The organism is Paraburkholderia sp. GAS33, from assembly GCF_050436645.1.
GTDB classification, from domain to species: domain Bacteria; phylum Pseudomonadota; class Gammaproteobacteria; order Burkholderiales; family Burkholderiaceae; genus Paraburkholderia; species Paraburkholderia phenazinium_B.
The window spans coordinates 175,520-195,936 of sequence record NZ_JBNDMP010000003.1 but is presented as its reverse complement, the minus strand read 5'-3'; the positions used below and the strand labels follow the sequence as shown (position 1 = coordinate 195,936).

General features: G+C 61.4%; 18 protein-coding genes. 10 read left to right on the top strand and 8 right to left on the bottom strand.

Annotated elements, in window-relative coordinates; genetic code table 11:
• Positions 1 to 50 precede the first annotated feature (50 nt).
• From P3T24_RS11080 to P3T24_RS11070, 3 genes are all read left to right on the top strand, one after another.
• Positions 51 to 1,088 carry an aldo/keto reductase gene (locus P3T24_RS11080; RefSeq protein ID WP_074266683.1) on the top strand — a complete coding sequence of 346 codons (1,038 nt, stop codon included), beginning with the start codon at positions 51 to 53 and terminating at the stop codon, positions 1,086 to 1,088.
• Positions 1,085 to 2,524: an NAD-dependent succinate-semialdehyde dehydrogenase gene (locus P3T24_RS11075; protein WP_429434526.1), complete on the top strand. Its 1,440-nt coding sequence runs from the start codon at positions 1,085 to 1,087 to the stop codon at positions 2,522 to 2,524. The genes P3T24_RS11080 and P3T24_RS11075 overlap by 4 nt, the downstream gene beginning before the upstream one ends.
• A 124-nt stretch (positions 2,525 to 2,648) precedes the next feature.
• The gene (locus P3T24_RS11070) at positions 2,649 to 4,040 is read left to right on the top strand and encodes an MFS transporter (protein WP_429434523.1); all 1,392 of its coding nucleotides are present in this window, start codon (positions 2,649 to 2,651) and stop codon (positions 4,038 to 4,040) included.
• Between the two features lie 123 nt (positions 4,041 to 4,163).
• On the opposite strand, the gene P3T24_RS11065 is transcribed toward P3T24_RS11070, so the two are convergent.
• Positions 4,164 to 4,697 carry a hypothetical protein gene (locus P3T24_RS11065; protein WP_429434520.1) on the bottom strand — a complete coding sequence of 178 codons (534 nt, stop codon included), beginning with the start codon at positions 4,695 to 4,697 and terminating at the stop codon, positions 4,164 to 4,166.
• A 33-nt stretch (positions 4,698 to 4,730) separates the two neighbouring features.
• The gene (locus P3T24_RS11060) at positions 4,731 to 6,785 is read right to left on the bottom strand and encodes an alkyl/aryl-sulfatase (protein ID WP_429289143.1); all 2,055 of its coding nucleotides are present in this window, start codon (positions 6,783 to 6,785) and stop codon (positions 4,731 to 4,733) included.
• A gap of 451 nt (positions 6,786 to 7,236) precedes the next feature.
• On the opposite strand from P3T24_RS11060, the gene P3T24_RS11055 reads away from it, so the two are divergent.
• Positions 7,237 to 8,838 (top strand): peptide chain release factor 3, encoded by a 1,602-nt coding sequence (locus P3T24_RS11055; RefSeq protein WP_074266678.1) that lies wholly within the window; start codon positions 7,237 to 7,239, stop codon positions 8,836 to 8,838.
• 8 nt (positions 8,839 to 8,846) lie between these two features.
• On the opposite strand, the gene P3T24_RS11050 is transcribed toward P3T24_RS11055, so the two are convergent.
• Entirely contained in the window at positions 8,847 to 9,215 is a 369-nt protein-coding gene (locus P3T24_RS11050; RefSeq protein WP_074266677.1) for a hypothetical protein, read from the bottom strand.
• 138 nt (positions 9,216 to 9,353) lie between these two features.
• On the bottom strand, positions 9,354 to 10,223 hold the full coding sequence (locus P3T24_RS11045; protein ID WP_074266676.1) for a LysR substrate-binding domain-containing protein: 870 nt from the start codon (positions 10,221 to 10,223) through the stop codon (positions 9,354 to 9,356).
• Positions 10,224 to 10,499: 276 nt separating this feature from the next.
• Between P3T24_RS11045 and P3T24_RS11040 the strand changes: the two genes are divergently transcribed.
• The 3 genes from P3T24_RS11040 to P3T24_RS11030 all read left to right on the top strand — a co-directional run bounded on the left by P3T24_RS11040 (position 10,500) and on the right by P3T24_RS11030 (position 13,787).
• Positions 10,500 to 12,869, top strand: coding sequence for a GNAT family N-acetyltransferase (locus P3T24_RS11040; protein WP_429434517.1), 2,370 nt, complete (start codon positions 10,500 to 10,502; stop codon positions 12,867 to 12,869).
• Between the two features lie 222 nt (positions 12,870 to 13,091).
• Positions 13,092 to 13,406, top strand: coding sequence for a hypothetical protein (locus P3T24_RS11035; protein ID WP_074266674.1), 315 nt, complete (start codon positions 13,092 to 13,094; stop codon positions 13,404 to 13,406).
• Positions 13,407 to 13,553: 147 nt separating this feature from the next.
• Positions 13,554 to 13,787 carry a hypothetical protein gene (locus tag P3T24_RS11030; protein WP_429405834.1) on the top strand — a complete coding sequence of 78 codons (234 nt, stop codon included), beginning with the start codon at positions 13,554 to 13,556 and terminating at the stop codon, positions 13,785 to 13,787.
• A 173-nt stretch (positions 13,788 to 13,960) separates the two neighbouring features.
• Here the strand turns inward: P3T24_RS11030 and P3T24_RS11025 are convergent, their stop codons facing one another.
• The 4 genes from P3T24_RS11025 to P3T24_RS11010 all read right to left on the bottom strand — a co-directional run bounded on the left by P3T24_RS11025 (position 13,961) and on the right by P3T24_RS11010 (position 16,475).
• Positions 13,961 to 14,503: a hypothetical protein gene (locus P3T24_RS11025; protein WP_074266672.1), complete on the bottom strand. Its 543-nt coding sequence runs from the start codon at positions 14,501 to 14,503 to the stop codon at positions 13,961 to 13,963.
• A 148-nt stretch (positions 14,504 to 14,651) separates the two neighbouring features.
• Positions 14,652 to 14,891, bottom strand: a complete 240-nt coding sequence (locus P3T24_RS11020; RefSeq protein ID WP_074266671.1) for a hypothetical protein — start codon at positions 14,889 to 14,891, stop codon at positions 14,652 to 14,654.
• Positions 14,892 to 15,009: 118 nt separating this feature from the next.
• Positions 15,010 to 15,483: a DUF3761 domain-containing protein gene (locus P3T24_RS11015; RefSeq protein WP_429434514.1), complete on the bottom strand. Its 474-nt coding sequence runs from the start codon at positions 15,481 to 15,483 to the stop codon at positions 15,010 to 15,012.
• Between the two features lie 203 nt (positions 15,484 to 15,686).
• A complete protein-coding gene (locus tag P3T24_RS11010) occupies positions 15,687 to 16,475 on the bottom strand; it encodes an IclR family transcriptional regulator (RefSeq protein ID WP_074269240.1) in 789 nt (262 codons plus the stop codon).
• A 312-nt stretch (positions 16,476 to 16,787) separates the two neighbouring features.
• Here P3T24_RS11010 and P3T24_RS11005 point away from each other — a divergent pair, with 312 nt between their 5' ends.
• From P3T24_RS11005 to P3T24_RS10995, 3 genes are read left to right on the top strand one after another with little or no spacing between them, the layout of a single operon-like run.
• A complete protein-coding gene (locus tag P3T24_RS11005) occupies positions 16,788 to 17,837 on the top strand; it encodes a sugar ABC transporter substrate-binding protein (protein ID WP_429289137.1) in 1,050 nt (349 codons plus the stop codon).
• A complete protein-coding gene (locus P3T24_RS11000) occupies positions 17,834 to 19,381 on the top strand; it encodes a sugar ABC transporter ATP-binding protein (RefSeq protein WP_429434511.1) in 1,548 nt (515 codons plus the stop codon). The genes P3T24_RS11005 and P3T24_RS11000 overlap by 4 nt, the downstream gene beginning before the upstream one ends.
• Entirely contained in the window at positions 19,371 to 20,414 is a 1,044-nt protein-coding gene (locus P3T24_RS10995; RefSeq protein ID WP_429434508.1) for an ABC transporter permease, read from the top strand. The genes P3T24_RS11000 and P3T24_RS10995 overlap by 11 nt, the downstream gene beginning before the upstream one ends.
• Positions 20,415 to 20,417: the final 3 nt, after the last annotated feature.

Below are 20,417 nucleotides of genomic sequence, written 5' to 3'. Positions count from 1 at the left end.
CGCCGCTGCTCGCGCCACACGAGCGTCGCCGCCATCAGGAGACAAACAAAATGGAATACATTCGCCTCGGCCAATCGGGCCTGAAAGTGTCGCGCCTATGCCTCGGCACGATGAACATGGGCACGCCCGACTGGAAGCCCTGGATTTTCGACGAAGCGCAAAGCGAGCCGATCGTGCGCCACGCGCTCGAAGCCGGCGTCAACTTCATCGATCTCGCGGACTTTTATTCGACGGGTGTCGGTGAAGAAGTCGTAGGCCGCATTCTAAAGCGCATCGCGCGGCGCGAAGAGATCGTGGTGACCACCAAGGTCGGCTACGACATGGGCACGTATCAGAACGCCGGCGGCCATTCGCGCAAGCACATCATGGATGGCATCGACGGCTCGCTGAAGCGTCTGGGCATGGAATACGTCGATATCTATATGCTGCACTTTTTCGACGTCAACACGCCGGTCGAAGAAACGATGGGTGCGCTGAACGATATCGTGCGTGCCGGCAAGGCGCGCTATATCGGCGTATCGACGATGTACACATGGCAGTTCGCCAAGATCATGCAGGTATGCGAACGCAACGGCTGGCACAAGCCGATCAACATGCAGTTGCAACTGAATCTGGCCTATCGCGAGGAAGAGCGCGAGATGATTCCGTATTGCGACGATCAGGGCGTGGGTGTCTCGGTGTTTAGTCCATTGGCTCGTGGTCTGTTGACGAGCGATCCGAACTCGACGCGCAATCAGACCGACTTCTTCACCGCGCAAATGTACGGCGATACGGCCTCGCGTGAGATTGCCGCATCCGTAGCGCGAGTGGCCGCAGCGCGTGGCGTGTCCGCCGCGCAGATCGCCCAGGCGTGGGTGCTGAATCATGGCGGCGTGGCAAGCATGCTGGTCGGCGCGGATACGCCGGCGCAATTCGATAGCGCGCTCGCCGCACTCGACACCAAGCTCTCCGCCGACGAACTCTTCGAACTCGAACGCAACTACACGCCTTGCGATCTCATCAACGATTACACGGCAGGTAAGCGCATCGCCCGCGAGCCGCGGCCGGCGCAAGCGGCGTTCGCCCAAACTCTGGAAAAAGCAGCATGAGCGATTTTCTCCGTACCGGGCATTACATCAACGGCGAATGGTATCGAGGCGCCGAGACCTATGCCGTGTCGAATCCGGCTACCGGCGAGCTGATTGCCAACGTGGCCAAAGGCGGTGCTGCTGAAACCGCTCAGGCGATTGCCGCCGCCGAACGTGCATTCCCTGCGTGGCGTGCGTTGACCGCAAAGGAACGCGGCGCACGGGTGAAGCGTTGGGGCGAGTTGATGCTCGAGAACCGCGATGCGCTCGCTGAACTGATGTCGCGTGAACAGGGCAAACCGCTTGCTGAAGCGCGCGGTGAGGTGGGTTATGCGGCGAGCTTTTTCGAGTGGTTCGCCGAAGAAGCGAAGCGCGCTTACGGCGATGTGATTCCGAGCCCGAATCCGAAAGCGAAGATCATCGTGACGCGCGAGCCAGTGGGCGTCGTCGCGGCGATTACGCCGTGGAACTTTCCGCTCGCAATGATTACGCGGAAAGCGGGCCCGGCGCTGGCGGCTGGCTGCACGATGGTTCTCAAGCCATCCGAGGAGACACCGCTGTCCGCTTTCGCGTTGGCCGTGCTGGCCGAACAGGCCGGCGTTCCCGCTGGCGTGTTCAACATCGTGTCCGGCGATGCCGTTGCGATTGGCGGGGCGCTGACGGCCTCATCGGTGGTGCGCAAGCTGTCGTTCACCGGTTCTACGCGGGTGGGCAAGCTGCTCGCGAAGCAATCCGCGGATACGCTGAAAAAGCTCTCGCTGGAGCTCGGCGGCAACGCGCCGTTCATCGTGTTCGACGATGCGGACATTGAAGCCGCCGTGCAAGGTGCGATGGCTTCAAAGTTTCGCAACACTGGGCAGACCTGTGTGTGCGTCAATCGCTTCTACGTGCAGGACGGCGTCTACGACGCTTTCACCCAGGCGCTGACGAAGGCCGTACAGAAGATGCGGGTCGGCAATGCGCTCGAAGGCGAAGTCGAACAAGGTCCGCTCATCAATGCAGCCGCCTTGAAGAAAGTGGAAACCCATGTCGCGGATGCTTTGCAGAAGGGTGCCAAGGTGCTGACAGGCGCGAAACGTCACGCGCTCGGCGGCACGTTTTACGAGCCGACGGTGTTGATCGACGCGGCGAAGTCGATGCTGGTTGCTGGCGAAGAAACCTTCGGCCCTGTCGCCGCCTGCTTCCGCTTCAAGACGGAAGAAGAAGCGATCGCAGCGGCTAACGACACGCCGTTCGGTTTGTCCGCGTACTTCTACACCCGCGATCTCGGCCGGGCGTGGCGCGTGGCCGAAGCCCTGGAAAGCGGCATGGTGGCGGTCAATGAAGGCATCCTCTCGACGGAAGTGGCGCCGTTCGGCGGCGTCAAGGAATCGGGTCTGGGCCGCGAAGGCTCGAAGTACGGTCTCGATGAGTATATGGAACTGAAGTACATGATGATGGGCGGCCTTGGTCGCTGATCGTCGCGTTATCTGTAACGGTCCGCTTCGCGTTGCGCATGCGCGAAGCGGATGACGCAGTACCGTGCGCGATGACCGGCGACAAGCTGGCTGCGCACGGCTGCTCGAACAAGGAGGAGACAGCGTGAGTATTCAGGATATCCAGGTAAGTGCACTTGATCTTGCCTCAACGCCGCCGCGTGCAAACCACACCGCGTCCGCACATGATTGTGTTCCCCTCGACGACGTTCCACTGAACGCCTTCCACGTCAAGATTGCCGGCCTGACCTTTGGGGCGCACTTCACCGAAGGCTACGCGCTCGGCACGATTGGCTATGCGCTTGCCTCGCTGAATCGTCAGATGCCGCTCGACGCGTTCTGGATGGGCATGATTGGCAGCTCCGCTCTGATGGGCATCTTTCTGGGCAGTCTTGTGTTTGGGTGGCTATCGGATCGCATGGGCCGCCAGAAAATTTTCCTGCTGAGTTTTTTGATCATCACGGCAGCCGCGTTCGCGCAGTTCTATGTGACGTCGCCGGCGCAGTTGTGCGTGTTGCGGGTGTTGATCGGATTTGGCATGGGCGGCGACTTCGCGGTTGGCCATGCGATTCTGGCCGAGTTCTCGCCGCGCAAACATCGTGGGACGCTGCTCGGTTCGTTCAGTGTGGTGTGGACAGTCGGCTACGTCGTTGCGAACGTACTCGGCATGCAGTACGCGCACGCTTCACCGGATGCGTGGCGCTGGTTGCTGGCTTCGGCGGGCGTTCCCGCGCTGATCGTGCTGGTAATGCGTATGGGTACGCCGGAGTCGCCGCGCTGGCTCCACGGCAAAGGGCGTATTGCGGAGGCCAAGGCCGTCCTGCTCAAACACTTCGGGCCGAACGTGACGCTCGACGGCAACGGTGCCGACGATCACAGCAAAGTGCAGGGCGGATTCGCACGCCTGTTCAAAAAAGATCTGATTCGCCGTACGCTCTTCAACTGCGCGTTCTTCGTGTGCCTGGTGATTCCTTATTTCGCGGTCTACACATTCCTCCCGACCATCCTCAAGGCGATCCATCTGAACGACGGCTCTGGAGCGGATCTTCTGCTGAATGGATTCCTCGTGCTGGGCGCGCTGATCGGCATCTGGCTTACCATCGCGCTGCCGCGTCGCGTGTTTCTGATTGGTTCGTTCGCGGTGACTTGCCTGTCGCTAGTGGCGCTGAGTCTGCTGCCGGAGTCGTCGACGATTGCGATGATCGTGGCGTTCGCGATCTTCACGTTGACCATGTCGGCGTTCTCGAATCTGGTGGGCGTGTTTCCGCCGGAGTGCTTTCCCACTGAGGTGCGGGCATGTGGTGTGGGTCTCGCCATTGCCTGTAGCCGGCTCGGATCGGCGGTGGGGACGTTTCTGCTACCGCTGGGCATTGCACAGCTGGGTTTCCACGCGACCATGATGGCGCTAGCCGTAGTGCTTCTGATTGGCATGGTGGTGTCGACCGCATGGGCGCCGGAAACGAAGCACCTGACGTTGAATGAGGCGAGCGGCGCATAGCGTTGCATTGCTTCAGACAAAATCCATCGTGTCCAAAAAATATGGCCGAACGTTAAATGTTCGGCCATATTCCGTAACAGCAATGCTGATGAAATAGAAACAGTCTTTGGTATTGCACCTTTTCTAGAAATTAACTGCTCGGCCCCTTTCTACAGGAAACGCGCGATCAAGCACGGATCGTAGTAGTTTCGTATGCGTCTCGCTTGCATCCAGAATGAGCAGATTATCGTCGAACGCTGAGTCGATGTTTAATTTCCCATTCATAATGGCCTGCATCGTTGCTTCGGATGAAACAAACACCACATCGCGATCAGCCTGATTTTCCGAGGTCACGTCGGGTGGTTCGGGCTGAATGTCGGGGTCGAAGCCAGTCTCAGTAGCATGGAAAAATCCCCAGGTTCCGATTTCAATCAGGAGCACATAGAAATCAGGGAGTGCCATTAATTGCGTAGTCGGCGCAGCGGCTTCTAGCCGGTCTTGCAGGCCCTTGAGCGCATCAATAGCCGCCAATCGCAGCTTCATATTGCTCAACGCGCCCTCGGCCTGCGTTTCCGGCAATACTCCGGTATCCATTGCTTCTCGCGTCGCAACGGCTACCGTGAGCGCCTGAGGATGCCCGATATTAAATTCAATCTTCAGCTCGCAGATTGCACACATCGTCTTGATTCCGTTTTTAGGGCTAGTCGGTTTTTACGGTGTGACAATATTGAACCAGAAGTCGAAATTATCGAGCCAGGAGACAAATTCACCTAATTTCGGTGCGCTCCCGCTAATCTTGGCTTTACCAGCCATGACCAATTTCTCCATTGACGTATTACCCATCATCACTTCGTTGAGATCAGTGCGTGTCATCGTCACTGACGCATCCGCTGTATCCGAAGTTTTACCTTTGGAATAATGCAGAGCGGAATTTTCGACACCGACCACATAACTCTCATTCGTGTCGGTCATGACGAAATTGAAACTGATCGTCTTGCCAGCCGCGCGCGCCCCGTTCAGGCGCACACCCTGGTAGTCGAGGAACATCTCCAGAGGCATGGCCTTGATGGTGTCCGGGCTTTGCGAGCTGCCGAACGGCACCTTATGGACGCCGTTACGCAGCTCCATTGCGCCGGTCAGATAGAAGTTGCGCCAACTGGCCGACTCGGCCTGATAGCCCATCTGCTCGTAAGCGTCGGCCAGCATGTGCTTGGCGGCCACGTTGTCTGGATCGGCAAAGACCACGTGGTTCACCACCTCGGCGACCCAACGGTAGTCGCCCTTGTCGTAGTAGTGCTGCGCCTTTTGTAGCACCGCTGCGGGGCCACCCATGAACTCGACATAGCGCTTGCCGTTGTCGACCGGCGGCAGCCGGTGAAGGTTGGCGGGCACGCCGTCAAAGAACCCCAGCCGCAAGTTGTACTGCGCGATCAGGTCATGAAAGACCGTGCCGTAATAGCTCCGACAGTACCAGTGCCTGGCGAGGCTATCGGGCAGGTGCAGGGTGTCGGCGATTTCCAGCGGGGTCAGGCCGGTATTGGCGAGACGCATGGTCTGGTCATGCAGATACCGGTACATGTCCCGTTGCGCCCGCAGGAAGTCGACGATGCGCTCGTTGCCCCAGGTCGGCCAGTAGTGCGAGGCGAACAGGACTTCCATTTCGCCGCCGAACATATCGATGGCAGCCTGCAGGTACTTCGACCACAGCAATGCATCGCGAACCTTCGCGCCACGCAGCGTATAGAGGTTGTGCAACGTGTGGGTGGCGTCTTCCGAGGCGCAGAAGGCCTTGAACTTCGGGATGTAGAACATGAACTCTGACGGCGCTTCGGACTCCGGCGCCATGATGATGGTCATGTCGATACCGTCCAGGGTCAGCTTCTGGCCCGTCGAGTTGGCGAAATCGGTTGGCACGATGAGCGTGATTGCGCCGATGGAGGTCGTCTTGCCCAACCCGCCGTCCACCACGCCCGTCGGGCTTCTCGGCAGCAGATTGCCGTACATGTAGGCCGCCCGCCGGCTCATGGCGTTGCCGGCAATCACGTTTTCGCCCACCGCGGCTTCAGTGAAAGCCGCTGGCGCGTAAATCTTTACCTTGCCGGCCTTGATGTCCGCTTCGTCGACCACACCGCGAACGCCGCCATAATGGTCTGCGTGACTGTGGGTGTAAATGATATGGGTAATCGGGCGATCGCCCAGGTGCGGAATAACCAGCTGCTTCCAGACAACCACGGCAGCATCTTCGGTCATTAGCGGATCGATAACAATCCAGCCGGTATCGCCGCGAATAATACTCATCACCGATAAATCGTAACCGCGAACCTGCCAGATACCGTCGACGACCTCGAATAATCCATGATTCATATTCAGCTTGGCGTTTCGCCATAAGCTGGGATTAACCGAATCCGGTGCGTTGTTTTCTGGTCCGCCTGTAATAAATGAGAATTGGCCTAAATCCCAGGCGGCACCCCCTTTAGAACTGGGAATAATGCCAGGATCGGGTAATGTAGCAATCAGTCCACGCGTGGCGTCCTGAAAATCCTGCGTATCGTTAAATGCCAGCTGATTGGCGTAAACCGAATTGGCATCTCGTGTTGCTTTAGTAGGCGGCTTTGAGCCAATTCCGGTTGGCCTAGGCGCTGCGGGGCTTTGCGCCAACGCCTCACCCACTCCTGCACCGAAACCCGTCGCAATGCTAACGGTGGCGACACCTCTTAAAAATTCCCTGCGTTTAGTCGAGGAAGCCGGATTGTTATCGTCGGACATACACATACCTCCAGGTTTTCCGAAGGTCCCATGGCGAGGAACCAATGGGGGTTAGTGATCGTTAGGCCCTTCAATCACCGCGATTAATCCTAGGTGATGTAGTAAAAATTCGCAAACAAGTTATTTGCTTGCATCTTCCGGTAATTGCATGTAGCTCTGATTCATCTGCAAGTCGCCGCCGTGTTTTCAGGGCCGTTAAGCCTTTTGCGATCATTGTGTTTTTCGATTCACCTGTTTCTTAGACCGCAGTGTCTTATCTGCCAGGACATTGGCGGTCGACGTGCGTGGTTGTCCTGACACGTCGCGCCGCAAACTGCCGCTGCGGCCGCCGTCGTCGCCCCCCGTTTCTCTACGTCGTTTCCCATGACGTGTATCATTCGTTCCCTGCGCGGTTCTGCGCCGGCGATGCCCCGTATACCGCTTGAACCTCTATCTGTGACCGCCCGATCCGATGTCAGTCTCTGAACTCAAACGCCGCCGCACGTTCGCGGTCATTTCCCACCCGGACGCGGGCAAGACCACGCTGACCGAGAAGCTGTTGCTGTTTTCGGGCGCGATCCAGATTGCCGGCACCGTGAAGGGCCGCAAGAGCAATCGCTACGCGACTTCGGACTGGATGGAGATCGAAAAGCAGCGCGGCATTTCCGTAGCCAGTTCGGTGATGCAGTTCGAGTATGGTGATGCCGTCATCAACCTGCTCGATACCCCAGGCCACGAGGACTTCTCGGAAGACACCTACCGTGTGCTGACGGCGGTCGATGCCGCCGTGATGGTGATCGACGGCGCGAACGGTGTCGAAGCACAAACGCTGAAGCTGCTCGAGGTCTGTCGCAGCCGTAAGACGCCGATCGTCACCTTCATCAACAAGCTCGACCGCGAAGTGCGCGAGCCGCTCGAGCTGCTCGACGAGATCGAACAGCATCTGGGGGTCGCCGCCGTCCCGTTTACATGGCCGATCGGGATGGGCAAGGACTTCCAGGGTGTCTACGATCTGCAGCGGGATCAGGTCCGTCTGTTTCGCGCCGGACAGGACAAGGCGGGCGGCGAGGTCGAAACGATCCACGCGCTCAGCGACGAAGAAGGCGAGCGCCGCTTCGGTCATGCCTGGGTCAAGGCGAAGGAAGAAATCGATCTGATCACCGGCGCCTCGCCTGATTTCGATCGCGAGCAGTTTCTCGCCGGTCAGCAATCGCCTGTGTTGTTCGGTTCAGCGATCAACAACTTCGGCGTGAAGGAAATTCTCGACGCACTGGTCGATCTGGCGCCGCCGCCGTCGGCACGCATGGCGGTGCAGCGTTCGGTCGAGCCGGATGAGCCGAAATTCACCGGTGTCGTGTTCAAGGTGCAGGCGAACATGGACCTGGCGCACCGCGACCGTGTGGCATTCATCCGCGTCTGCTCGGGGCATTTCGAACGCGGTATGGCGCTGAAGGTGACGCGCTCGAACAAGACGTTCCGCGCCAATAACGTGGTGACGTTCCTGTCGCAGCGTCGTGAGACCGTGAGCGAAGCGTATCCGGGGGACATTATTGGCATTCCGAATCACGGCACACTGAGCCTCGGCGATACGCTGACCGAAGGCGAGACCCTGCAGTTCGTCGGCTTGCCGTTCTTCGCGCCGGAAATCTTCCAGACCGTCGAAGTGGTGGACCCGATGCGCGCCAAGCAACTTGGCGAAGCGCTCAAGCAACTCGGCGAAGAGGGCGCAATTCAGGTGTTTCGCCCGGTGGGCGGCGGCTTGATGATTCTGGGTGCGGTTGGCCAACTTCAGTTTGAAGTGGTGTCGCACCGTCTGTCGACCGAGTACAAGGTCGATGTGCGGATGGCGTCGGCGCGCTATCGGATGTCGCGCTGGGTGACCTGCGACGACGCGGCTGAATTGCGTCGATTCACCGATGCGTATGCGGCGCGGATTGCGCTCGATGCATCGAACGCACCGACGTATCTCGCCTCACACATCTCCGAGATCGAAGTTGCGCAGAAGGCGTGGCCGAAGATCGTCTTCAACGAATTGCGCGAGCATTCGGGCGCGCCATTCAAGAAGGCGATGTAACGCAGCCCTCAGTGCTTCGTCGTCGTAGACGGCGCGAGAATCGTGACCTCGGGAGCAGGCTCTTCGCGTTGCTCGTGTTCCCGACGCAATTGCTGCTTCATGACTTGCCCGTCGCGCAATCCTTCGAAAAATTCTGCGTCGAGCCTGGCCTCGGCCTCGGCGCTGCTGGCAAGTTCTTCGAAGCGGAACAGCATCTTTGCGCGCGCGGCCGGCGATGAATTGCATTGCTCGATGGCCCGGGCGAGCGCAGCGAGCTTGGCGAACTGTTCCGCGTTGCGCTGCCCCGCGTTGGCGGCCTTTGCGAGGATGCCGTCGAGCAGTTGATCGCTGGCGGGTGCTTCCAGCGCTTCTGGGAGACGGGGTTTGCTTTCATTCATGATTGGCTTCCTTGGACAGGGTTCCGGGCAGTCCTGGACAGATCCGGCCGTCGAACCCCACTGCCGCTGTATGGACGGCAACGAAAGTATAAGGTGTCGAGCGTAGTGAAGGGTTTTCCGATCGCCGGCTCCGCCTCCTCACCCCATCTTCAACACCTCTTCCCGTAACCATCCGGCAAACGCTTGCACATGCTCGAGCGCCTCGTGCCGATGCGCGATATCGAGCCAGTACCCAAACGGCCCGCTGACCTCGATCTCGGAGATCTGCGCCAGGCTTCCGTCCGCCAGTTCTTCGACGATCATGTTGCGGTCGACGATGGCCAGTCCCACGCCTTTGCGCGCGGCGTGAATGGCCTGCTCCAGATTCGAAAACTCGATGCCGTTCTCAGCGTAGTGCGCTGGCATGCCTGCGGTTGCAAGCCAGTTCGGCCACAGATCGAGCCGCGTTTCGTTGTGCAGCACATGCAGCGCGGGCATCGTTGCGAGCAGCGTGTCGAGCGGGCGCCCGGGCAACTGCGGCGCTCCCACTAGTGTATGGCGCTCCGTCATCAGCAACTCGGAATGCGCCTCTGGCAGCGCGTCGCGCCCAAAGCGGATGTTGCAGTGGCAATCCTCAGTCGGCTCGGTGCGGATGGACAGTTCGACATCGGGCAGTTCCACCGCCAGCGAGCCGAGTCGCGGCGAGAACCATTGAGTCGCGAAGGTAGGCGGCACCGACAGCACGAGGCGACGCCGGCCTTTGGCGGTGGTGATCTGACGCGTGCCGCGCTCGATCGTATCGAACGCTTCCGACACGCACGGCAGCAACTGCAAGCCCGCCGCGGTCAGGCGGATGCCCTTGTGATCGCGCTCGAACAGCTTCGCGTCGAGCGACTCCTCGAGTATCTTGATCTGGCGGCTTACGGCACCCTGCGTCACGCACAGGGCGCTCGCCGCGCGATTGAAACTCAGATGACGTGCCGTCTCCTCGAAGAAGCGCAACGCAATCAGCGATGGCAAGCGCCGCATAACTTCACCTTCCGTTTTTCTGGTCGTCCGGCGGTGCGCCGGGTTGGCGCGGTCCTACCGCCCGCAATGATTGTCATGGCGTGGATTGTCGCATTTCGGATGGTGTTTGAGCGGGCGCAAGCAACAAAATTCGCTCGCCTGGGAACACGTCTGACAGTGTGCGCCGTCGGTGCGCTTTCCTGACCCGAAGCGCCGCACAACGGTGCCGGCATCGCCTATCCTGAGGGGATGCGCGTTGCTCCTGAACGCACCCTCTTTCGACTCGCGGAGTGTCCCGTGACCGTTCGCAATCTCGATGCGCTGTTTCGACCCAAATCCGTTGCCGTGATCGGCGCTTCACGACGGCCGCGCAGCACGGGTGCGATGGTATGGACGAGCCTGCTGGGCGGCGGTTTTGATGGCCCCTTGTGGCCTGTGAATCCGAAATACGACGCACTCGACGGTCATGCCGCCGTGGCCGATGCCGGCGACCTCCCGGAGGCTCCTACGGTGGCGCTGATCTGTACACCGCCGTCGACGTGGCCAGGCATCATCCACAAACTTGGCGGTCTGGGTACGCGCGCCGCGATCATCGTCGGGGAAGTCCACACGGACGAGGACCGCACCGCGCTCAGGCACGCGCTGTCGGCGGCGCGGCCGCATCTGCTGCGCATTGTCGGACCCGGCAGTCTCGGGGTGATGTCGCCGGCACTGCGGGCGCATCTGGGCGCGCCGTCGCGCCTCGTGAAGGCGGGAGGGGTGGCGTGGGTCTCGCAATCCAATGCGCTGACCAATGCCGTGCTGGGCTGGGCGTATGCGCGTGGACTGGGCTTTTCGCACGCGGTGGCGCTCGGCGGTGAGGCGGATGTGGATGCGGGCGACGTGCTCGACTACCTGGCGAGCGATCCAGGCACCCGCGCGATCCTGCTCGAACTCGATACGGTACGCGCGGCCCGCAAGTTCATGTCGGCGGCGCGGGCGGCGGCTCGCAACAAGCCGGTCCTGGCGCTGCGCTCGGGACGTGCCGATCCCGCCGATGGCTTGTACACAGCTGCGTTCCGCCGCGCGGGGATGGTGCGCGTCGACTCGCTCGACGATCTGCTCGACGAGATCGAAACGCTCGGTGTTGGCCGCGTTGCGGCCGGCGCGACGGCGACGCTGATCACCAGCGACCGCGGTGTCGCGACGCTCGCCTGCGATGCGTTCGCGGCGGCCGGTGACACGCTTGCGCAGTGGCCCGCGGAGACCGTGGACGAGGTCGCCAAGGCGTTGCCGCGCGCGGTCCCAGGCAACCCGCTGCTTCTCGGTGACGACGCTCGTGCCGAGCATTTCGGCACGGCGTTGCAGGTTCTCGCGCAGCAAGGCGCCACCGGGACGGCGTTCGTGGTTCACGCGTCGACTCATAACGCGCCGGTCGGCGAGGTCGCGCAGGCGCTGATCGCGAATCAGCGATTCGCGTATCGCGGTTTGCTGGCGTGCTTCTTTGGCGGAGTGGACGCGGCGATGCGCGATGCATTGCATGCGCAGGGTATTCCGGTGCATACGACCCCGCAGCGCCTCGCCCGGGCGTTCGCTCGTCTGGTCGATTACCGGCTGGGGCGCGAGCTATTGATGCAAACGCCGGAAGGGCTGCCGGCGCAGATCCCCGCTGAGACCGACGCCGCTCAGGCGCAGGCGCGCGCGGCGTTGGCTGCGGGTGAGGACACGTTGACGAAGGAACCCGCAGCACATCTGCTCGCGCACTTCGGGTTGCATGTCGAACCGCTCGATGCGATGCAGGACAAGATCGTCGACATCGACGTCGAACTGCACGACGACGATAACTTTGGTCCCGTGTTCCGTTTCACGACGCCATTGGCGGATGGCGTGTCGGCGCCGGAGCGGGTCTTCGGCTTGCCGCCGCTCAATCCCATGCTGGCGCGCGATATGGTGATGCGCTCGCCTTACGCGCGGGTTGCTGCGCCCGAACCGGTGCTGGCGGCGTTCACGGCGCTCTCACAGGCGGTATGCGACGTACGCGAGATAGTCGGCTTAAAGCTCGTGCTGCGGGTATTCCGCGAGCACGTCGCTGTCATCGCGCCGTCTATCCGGCTCGGCGCCAAGCGCAGCCGGCTCGCGATCATGCCGTATCCGCGCCGCTACGAGGAGACACTCGATTGGCACGGTCTGCAGATCACTGTACGACCCATTCGCCCCGAAGACGAGGCGGCTCATCACGACTTCGTCGAAGCGATGACGCCCGACGATCTGCGTCTGCGTTTCTTCGGCGCCGTAGGCAGCTTCGATCACTCGCAACTCGCGCGCATGACGCAGATTGACTATGACCGCGAAATGGCGTTGATCGCGACGGTTCCATGCGAGGAAGGTTTCACGCGGACGTTAGGGGTGGTGCGCGCCGTGGCGGATCCCGATAACGAAACCGCTGAATTCGCGGTGGCGATTCGCTCCGATCAGAAGGGGCGGCACCTCGGCACACTGCTGATGGAGAAGATCATCGCTTATGCGCGCTCGCGCGGCACGCATTGGCTGGTGGGCGAAGCGCTGCGCGAGAACGGACCGATGATCGCGTTGGCCAGAGCGAGTGGATTTACGGTGACGCACACCGAAGATCCAGGTGTGGTGGGTTTCAGGATGGCGCTGGATGACGCAGAAGCCGCGCAAGGTTGATTCGGAAGCCATTGCGTCGCGTCTCGGGTTCTTGTGTCGTCCCTTTGAGAATCGTCCGAGTGTTTGCCGCGCTCGCTTCCGATATATTTTTATGCTCCCTTCAGCGATCGCAATCACGGCGTCGTTTAGCACGCCCACGGCGTGAACGCATATGTCGTTCGCCGTCCTACGGGCAAGTCCGAATCGCTGAGCTCACCACGATATATCTGGACCGATACTCCCATGGATAACTTCGCCGACTCCGATCAATTCATCAAATCACTGCTGTTCGCGTTTCTCTTCAGCGCTGTTTCGATCTTCGTGCTTCAGCTAACCAATCTCATCGATCCGGACCATCTGTTGGGCCGCGAAGGCGTTGCATGGCTTGCCGCGACCGTCGTTTGCACCGTCGAACCGCTTCTGCGTCATCAGGGAATTCTGAAGGGTGGCGTTGAATGCCAGATTGGCGACTTCACCAAGGCGAGCGCGCTTGGACGTCTGATTGGCGCGCCGGCAGGGTGTGCCTTTGCATGGGCGATCACGATTATTGGATCGTGAGCTTATCTCGTGCGCAATGTTGCAAAGAATCGTCAAGGATTCCAGATTAAATCATGAATGAGTCAACGGCTTCCGCAGAAGGCCGTTAAACACACGACCGTTATCAGGTCGTACCCTCAACCGAGATTTTTTCAGGAAGGACTAACGATGAACAAGCAGATCACTATCGCCGCTCTCGCCGGGTTGTTTTCGCTCGGCGCGTTTGCACAGGCATCCGCACCCGTCGCCGCGCCCGCTCAGGAGCAGAGCGCCGCTCCGGCCGAGGCAGCGTCCGCTGTGAAGCATCACCACAAGCATCACAAAAATCATAAGCACCATGCATCGGCAGCGGTTGAGGCATCCGCCGCAACGGGCGCTTCCAATACGGCCACGAAGCCTTAAGGCCTCGGCTGGCCTTGCCGCCTGATGACGTTGAGACTGGGACTCAATGTTGAGTATTGGGAAGTCGTTCGGGCGCAGTCGTCAAGCAAAGATAGACCATCACCATCGCTGAGACGGCCGGATCGTAACGCCGGATGGCAGCTTCATCCGGCGTCGTCATGACGGCAGCGTGCTCAGGCCGGCAGTTTGCCTGCTGCCTCGTCCACCTGGCTGCGTGACACCGACAACTCTTCGAGCCACGCCTGCGCATACACGGCACCCGTCTCACGTTCGAGGCGGGCAATCGTTGCCGCGCAGCGAGCGGCGTCCTTCGGCGTCGCGATGAAGTCCTTCACCGATTGCCCCGCCTTGAACGCGTCGAACAGCGGTACGCGGATATCGTCGGGCAGCGCGCGCGTCCACTGGTACGGCTTGCCGTTATACGTGAACGACGGCGGCAGCACGCGTTCCTTCTTCGCAGCCGGAATCAGGCCATAGGTGCGTGCGGCGTCGCCGATCTGCTCCGGCGAAAACAGTTCGTCCGGGCTGATGTCGAATTGCTGGATGTACGCTTCCATCGCCTGCATGGCCGCTGCGCGGTCGTCGCGCTTTTGCTGCGCGCGGGCCACGATGTCGCGCAGTTCGTCGGCTTCTTCGCTGGTGATCGTGAAGCTCGCCTGCTTCTGCTGGAGTTCGGAAAAACGCTGGAATTCGGAATCGGTCAGAAGTTTCGCCATGAGGTATCGATAGCGCGCGCAGGTCGTTGCCCGCGCGGCGACATTTTTGAAAGGGTCGCCATTCTAAACCATGCAGACTTAAACCATGTGAGTGTGGCGAAAGACCTGGCGGGCTCCACGCCTGTGCGTGCGTCCGGGCGGCTCCGCCTTATTGAATCGGGCCTTCCTGCGCGTGAGCGGCCGCCCGCTCTTCAGCCTGCTTCTTCTTCGCCAGATGGTGTCCGACGATACATCCGCCAACCGCGCCGACAACGGCGTGATGACCCGCATAGTGACCCGCGACACCGCCGACCACGGCACCCTTCAGACAGCCGGCCGCGGAAGCCGAACCTGCGAAACCCGCCAGCGCAAGAGCCAGCAAAACGAGAGAACAAGACGATTTCTTCATGATGATGTATCGGTGTGAAGCTTGAAACGTAAGGCGAAATACGCCTCATCCTGGGTCCGGCCGTTGGAGCCTTTGCAGCCCTTCCGGCACGGACGCAGGATTGTACGACGGTCAATATTTACTGGCAGGCCTTGCCGCCTTGGGCGTGGTAGCCCTTGGTCTTCGCGTCCGCTTCGCTCATGTACGAGCCGTGCTTGGTTTTGCCGTAGTACTTGTCACCCGGGCAGTGGTAGACCTTCGTGCTGGTGTTGACCCACACCTGGCCGGGGCCGCCGCCAGGGGCTGCCTGGGCGGTGCTGGCCGCTGCAGGCGCCTTGGAGGGTGCCGCTTTGGCGCTGCTGGCTGCCGCCGGCGCCATGGCCGGTGCTGCTGCCGGAGCCGAAGCCGCGGCTGTGCTCGACGCTGCGCCGTACCAGGTCTGGACGCCTTTATGACCCTTGCACGCACCCTTCTTCGTCGCGCCGGAATAGAACGAGCCGTCCTTGCAGAGACCCGTCGTGCCGCTCGGCGCGCTCGCGGGAACCTGTGCATAGCTGGCGCTCGCTGCGAACAGGCCGGCCACGGCGGCCATGGAGAGAATGAGTTTTTTCATCGTTTTGATCCTGTTGACCTGCCGCGGCATCGCCGCGTTCATCGGGGAGGCGCAGACAATCCGGCCTGCTTGAGAGCCGTGCATGCTGCGGTTTTTGTACGCGCATGAGCGCGACCCTGATAAAACGCGCGAGCCCCGTGATCGGCTGACGTGCCGCTTCCCGGAGACTGTCAAATATTGCCAGGCCAGGCCGGTGGGGGATGCTAGCTCGCTTCTTCGCGATACATCGACAGCGCCGCGACAGTTTCCCGCAGCATCGCGGTCGCTGCGTCGAGCGCGGGCGCGACGTATTCGTCGATACGCCGCAGGTACGGACAGGTCAGCACGGCAATCGCCTGCCCGGACGGCCCGAGGATGGGGAACGTGACATCGGTGACGCCGAAGATCTGCTGGCTGTCTTTTTGCGAGAACCCTGCCGTGCGGATCCGCTCGCAGGTCGCCTCGAGCGCTTCCTCGTCTATCGTCACTTCGCCTTTCACCTTCGTATGCTCGGCGAGCATATGGGCGCGCTGCTCGGCGGTCTGGAAAGCCAGCATGACGCGGCCCGAGCCGGTATCGATGAGACCGACCCGAGAACCGAGCCGCACCGACATCCCCCACGTGCCCGGACCGTCCACCTGCGCAATCACCAGAAGATTGCCGCGGTCGTACACCACCAGGTGACACGACTGTTCCGCGCGGTCTGAGAAACGCTGCATCAGCGGCAGCGCTTCGTAGATCAGCCGGTTCATCGGCGGGTGCCGGTGCGCAAGCGCATACAGCTTCAGGCTCAGCGAATAGCGGTCGCCCCCCGCCGAACGCACCACATATTGACGGGCGACCAGCCGCTCGAGCATCCGGTACATCTCGCTCGCATTACGTCCCAGCAGCTTGGTGATCTCGGCGCGCGTCAATCCATCTTTCTGCTCGGCCAGCAGTTCGAGGATATCGAGCCCCTTGTCCAGCGCGGGCGCCCGGTAACGGTCGGCGTCGTCTCTTTCTTCCGCATCCATCATCGGTGGAGTTCCATGTGTCGACCTGAGTTGGCGCTTTAGTGCTCACGCCGCTCCCATGCAAAGCAGTGCAGGTTTCATTGTCATCTGGCGCGTGAGTGTAGAGCGCAATTGGCGCGTGCGGCCAGGGAAAGTACGGACGGCTCTTACGCCGGACATGCCTTGACTTCGAATGATGCATATATGAATAATACGTTCATTGGTGAATTGTCGTGCACCAATATCGATAAGAACGAAGAACGCGCAGGGCGATACGCCGGCCGCTGAGCGGAGCGGCGGGGTAGTTCAACAACACCTATCAGGAGACAAGACATGACGTTCGCTAAGGGGCCGCGCGCGGCCCATCGCTTCATTCGTGGCGCTTTATCAGTTGGGGTAGCGGCCACATGCGTGGCCGGCCTCGTGACGAGCGGCGCTGCCCGCGCTGCCGATTCGGGCAAGATCGGCCTCGATCTGCCGCTCCTCACCTCGCCGTTCTGGCAGTCGTACAACAACTACCTGCCCGTCTACGCGAAGCAGAGCGGGCTCGACATCCTCGCGCCGGTCAATTCCAACGGTGACCCTGCGCAGCAGATCACCGATATGAACAACATCCTGAATCTGGGTGCGAAGGGCATCGTCGTCGGTCCGCTGGATTCGGCTGCGATCAGCCGGGCGCTCGACGCCGCGTCCGCCAAGAACGTGCCAGTGGTGGCCGTAGACGTCGCGCCGACCCAAGGCAAGGTCGCGATGGTGGTCCGCGCCGACAATCACGCGTACGGCGAGATGGCCTGCAAGTACATCGGCGAGCATGTGAAGTCCGGCAAGGTCGTGCAGATCGAGGGCGATCTGGCGTCGGTGAACGGCCGTGACCGTTCGGAAGCGTTCCGCACATGCCTGAAGCATTACCCGTCGCTGTCGCTGCTGGAAATTCCGGCCGCTTGGAAGGGCGACGTCGCGGCCACCGCGCTCGACAGCCTGTTGACCGCCAACCCGGACGTGAAAGCGATCTACATGCAGGCAGGCGGAGTTTATCTGTCGCCGACGCTGCAGACGCTGCGCCGCAAGCAGATGCTGTTTCCGGTGGGTGATGCGAAACACGTCGTGATTGTCAGCAACGACGGCATTCCGCAAGAGTTCGAGGCGATCCGCAAGGGTGAGATCGACGCCACCGTTTCGCAACCGGCTGACCTGTACGCGAAGTACGGCCTGTTCTACATCAAGGCCGCGCTCGCCGGACAGACCTTCAAGCCGGGTCCGACCGATCACGGCAGCACGATCATCCAGATCGCGCCGGGCATGCTGGAAGATCAGTTGCCTGCGCCGCTCGTGACGAAGGCGAATGTCGACGACAAGAACCTGTGGGGCAACACCGTCAAATGAGCGAGCTCATGCACGCGCCTGGCGTTGCGGCGGCTGCCTCTGGCCAGGCGATGGTCGAAGCGCTGGAAGTGACCAAGCGCTTCGGCTCGTACGCCGCACTGAACGACGTGAGCATCCGCGTGATGCCTGGCGAGTCGCATGCACTCGTCGGGCGGAACGGGGCCGGGAAATCGACGCTGGTGTCGATCCTCACCGGCCTGCGCAAGCCGGATACCGGCGAGGTGCGCTTCGGCGGCGCGCCGGCGCCTTCGCTCGCCGACCGCGATGCCTGGCGCGAGCGTGTGGCCTGCGTCTATCAGCATTCGACGATCATCCGCGATCTCAGCGTCGCGGAGAATCTGTTCATCAACCGTCAGCCTGAACGGCGCGGCATGATCGACTGGCAGGCCATGCGCCGCGACGCGCGTGAACTGCTCGATCACTGGAAGATCGACGTGCGCGAAGATGCACGCGCGGGCGATCTGAGTGTCGAAGCACGTCAACTGGTGGAGATTGCGCGGGCGCTGTCGTATGGCGCGCGCTTCATCATTCTCGACGAGCCGACCGCCCAACTCGACGGCGATGAAATCAAGCGCCTGTTTCGTCGCATCACCGAGTTGCAGCGCGAAGGCGTGACGTTTCTGTTTATCTCGCACCATTTGCAGGAGGTGTACGAAATCTGCCAGGCGGTGACGGTGTTGCGCGATGCGCGGCATATCGTCAGCGCGCCGGTTTCTGCGTTGCCGCGCGAGCAGTTGATCGAAGCCATGACCGGCGAGCGCGGCGGCCTTGCAGTCGCCGACGCTGCCTCGCGTGAGCCGCTACCGGCCGATACGAAAGTAGCGCTGGAAGTCGCGGGTCTCGGCGGCGCCGATTACGAAGACGTGTCGTTCACGGTGAAGCGCGGCGAGGTCATCGGTTTGACTGGCGCGACGAGTAGCGGCCGCACCAGTGTCGCGGAAGCGATCGCAGGGTTGCGCTCGTCGACCCGTGGCGACATTCGCGTAGCAGGTAAGTCGTTGCCGCGTGGTGACGTGCCGGCGGCGCTGGCGGCCGGTATCGGCTGCGTGCCGAAAGACCGGCATCACGAAGGCCTGGTGCTGACGCAATCGGTTGCGGAAAACGCCTCGATGACGATCACGCGCCTGCTCGGCAAGTTCGGCCTCGCCTCGCCCGCAAAGAAGAACGCGTTCGGCCAGAAGATGATCGAGGCGCTCGGCATCGTCACGCCGGGTCCTGAGCACGTCGTATCGGGCCTGTCCGGTGGCAATCAGCAAAAGGTCGTGATGGCGCGCGCCTTGGCGACTGATCCGAACGTCCTCGTGCTGATCGACCCCACCGCTGGCGTGGACGTGAAATCGAAGGAAGCGCTGCTGTCTGTCGTGGACCGTGTGCGTGAAGAGGGCAAAGCGGTGATCGTGGTCTCGGGCGAACTCGATGATTTGCGTACCTGTGACCGCGTGCTGGTCATGTTTCGTGGCCGCGTCGCGGCCGAATTTCCCGCGGGTTGGCAGGACCACGACCTGATCGCATCCGTTGAAGGAGTCAGTCTCCATGAAGAATAGTGTGCCTAGCCCTGCATTCGCTACGGCTCAAGGAGCGGCCGGCGCGCCTGCCGCGCGCAGCCGCCGGGCGCGGATCGAGCTCGCGCGTCTGCGCGACCTCGCGTTGCTGCCCGCGCTTGCTTTACTGCTTGTGATAGGCGCTTTCGTCAGCCCGAGTTTCTTGACCAGGGCGAATCTGATCAGCGTGCTTGGCGCCTCCGCGGCGCTCGCGCTCGTCGTGCTCGCCGAATCGCTGATCGTGCTGACCGGCAAGTTCGATCTATCGCTCGAGTCGACGGTGGGAATTGCACCCGCTGTCGGCGCGATGTTGGTCATGCCGGCGGCGTCCGCCGGTTTTGGCTGGCAATGGCCGGCCGCGGCAGGCTTGCTGGCGATTCTCGTCGTCGGCGCGGTGATTGGTTTTATCAACGGCTTTCTGGTGGTGCGCTTACGGCTCAATGCGTTCATCGTCACGCTCGCGATGCTGATTGTGCTGCGCGGCATGCTCGTGGGCGCCACCAAAGGCGGCACGCTGTTCGATATGCCGCCGTCGTTCTTCACCCTCGCCACCACGATCGTGCTTGGGCTGCCTGTCTCCGTGTGGCTCGCCGCAGTGGCCTTCGCTGTCGCCGCGTTCATGCTGCGCTACCATCGTGTTGGGCGTGCGCTGTATGCGATCGGCGGCAATCCGGAAGCGGCGCGCGCGGCCGGGATTCGCGTCGAACGCATTACGTGGGGCGTGTTCGTGCTGGGCAGCGTGCTGGCGTCGCTTGGCGGCCTGATCGTCACCGGCTACGTTGGCGCGATCAACGCGAATCAGGGCAATGGCATGATCTTTACCGTGTTCGCGGCGGCAGTGATCGGCGGCATTTCGCTCGACGGCGGCAAGGGCACGATGCTCGGCGCGCTATCCGGCGTACTATTGCTGGGTGTCGTGCAAAACCTGCTGACGCTCGCACAAGTGCCGTCGTTCTGGATTCAGGCCATCTACGGCGCCATTATTCTCGGCTCGCTGATGGTGGCGCGCCTCGCGAGCGGCGAAGGCCAGAACTAAAAC

What these genes read in the sequence shown, in the direction of transcription:
- P3T24_RS11065 (WP_429434520.1), bottom strand. Translation starts at nt 4,697, where the DNA reads ATGTGTGCAATCTGCGAGCTGAAGATTGAATTTAATATCGGGCATCCT.
- P3T24_RS11025 (WP_074266672.1), bottom strand. Translation starts at nt 14,503, where the DNA reads ATGGCGAAACTTCTGACCGATTCCGAATTCCAGCGTTTTTCCGAACTC.
- P3T24_RS11060 (WP_429289143.1), bottom strand. Translation starts at nt 6,785, where the DNA reads ATGTCCGACGATAACAATCCGGCTTCCTCGACTAAACGCAGGGAATTT.
- P3T24_RS11075 (WP_429434526.1), top strand. Translation starts at nt 1,085, where the DNA reads ATGAGCGATTTTCTCCGTACCGGGCATTACATCAACGGCGAATGGTAT.
- P3T24_RS11050 (WP_074266677.1), bottom strand. Translation starts at nt 9,215, where the DNA reads ATGAATGAAAGCAAACCCCGTCTCCCAGAAGCGCTGGAAGCACCCGCC.
- P3T24_RS11005 (WP_429289137.1), top strand. Translation starts at nt 16,788, where the DNA reads ATGACGTTCGCTAAGGGGCCGCGCGCGGCCCATCGCTTCATTCGTGGC.
- P3T24_RS11010 (WP_074269240.1), bottom strand. Translation starts at nt 16,475, where the DNA reads ATGGATGCGGAAGAAAGAGACGACGCCGACCGTTACCGGGCGCCCGCG.
- P3T24_RS11000 (WP_429434511.1), top strand. Translation starts at nt 17,834, where the DNA reads ATGAGCGAGCTCATGCACGCGCCTGGCGTTGCGGCGGCTGCCTCTGGC.
- P3T24_RS10995 (WP_429434508.1), top strand. Translation starts at nt 19,371, where the DNA reads ATGAAGAATAGTGTGCCTAGCCCTGCATTCGCTACGGCTCAAGGAGCG.
- P3T24_RS11045 (WP_074266676.1), bottom strand. Translation starts at nt 10,223, where the DNA reads ATGCGGCGCTTGCCATCGCTGATTGCGTTGCGCTTCTTCGAGGAGACG.
- P3T24_RS11020 (WP_074266671.1), bottom strand. Translation starts at nt 14,891, where the DNA reads ATGAAGAAATCGTCTTGTTCTCTCGTTTTGCTGGCTCTTGCGCTGGCG.
- P3T24_RS11035 (WP_074266674.1), top strand. Translation starts at nt 13,092, where the DNA reads ATGGATAACTTCGCCGACTCCGATCAATTCATCAAATCACTGCTGTTC.
- P3T24_RS11015 (WP_429434514.1), bottom strand. Translation starts at nt 15,483, where the DNA reads ATGAAAAAACTCATTCTCTCCATGGCCGCCGTGGCCGGCCTGTTCGCA.
- P3T24_RS11080 (WP_074266683.1), top strand. Translation starts at nt 51, where the DNA reads ATGGAATACATTCGCCTCGGCCAATCGGGCCTGAAAGTGTCGCGCCTA.
- P3T24_RS11055 (WP_074266678.1), top strand. Translation starts at nt 7,237, where the DNA reads ATGTCAGTCTCTGAACTCAAACGCCGCCGCACGTTCGCGGTCATTTCC.
- P3T24_RS11030 (WP_429405834.1), top strand. Translation starts at nt 13,554, where the DNA reads ATGAACAAGCAGATCACTATCGCCGCTCTCGCCGGGTTGTTTTCGCTC.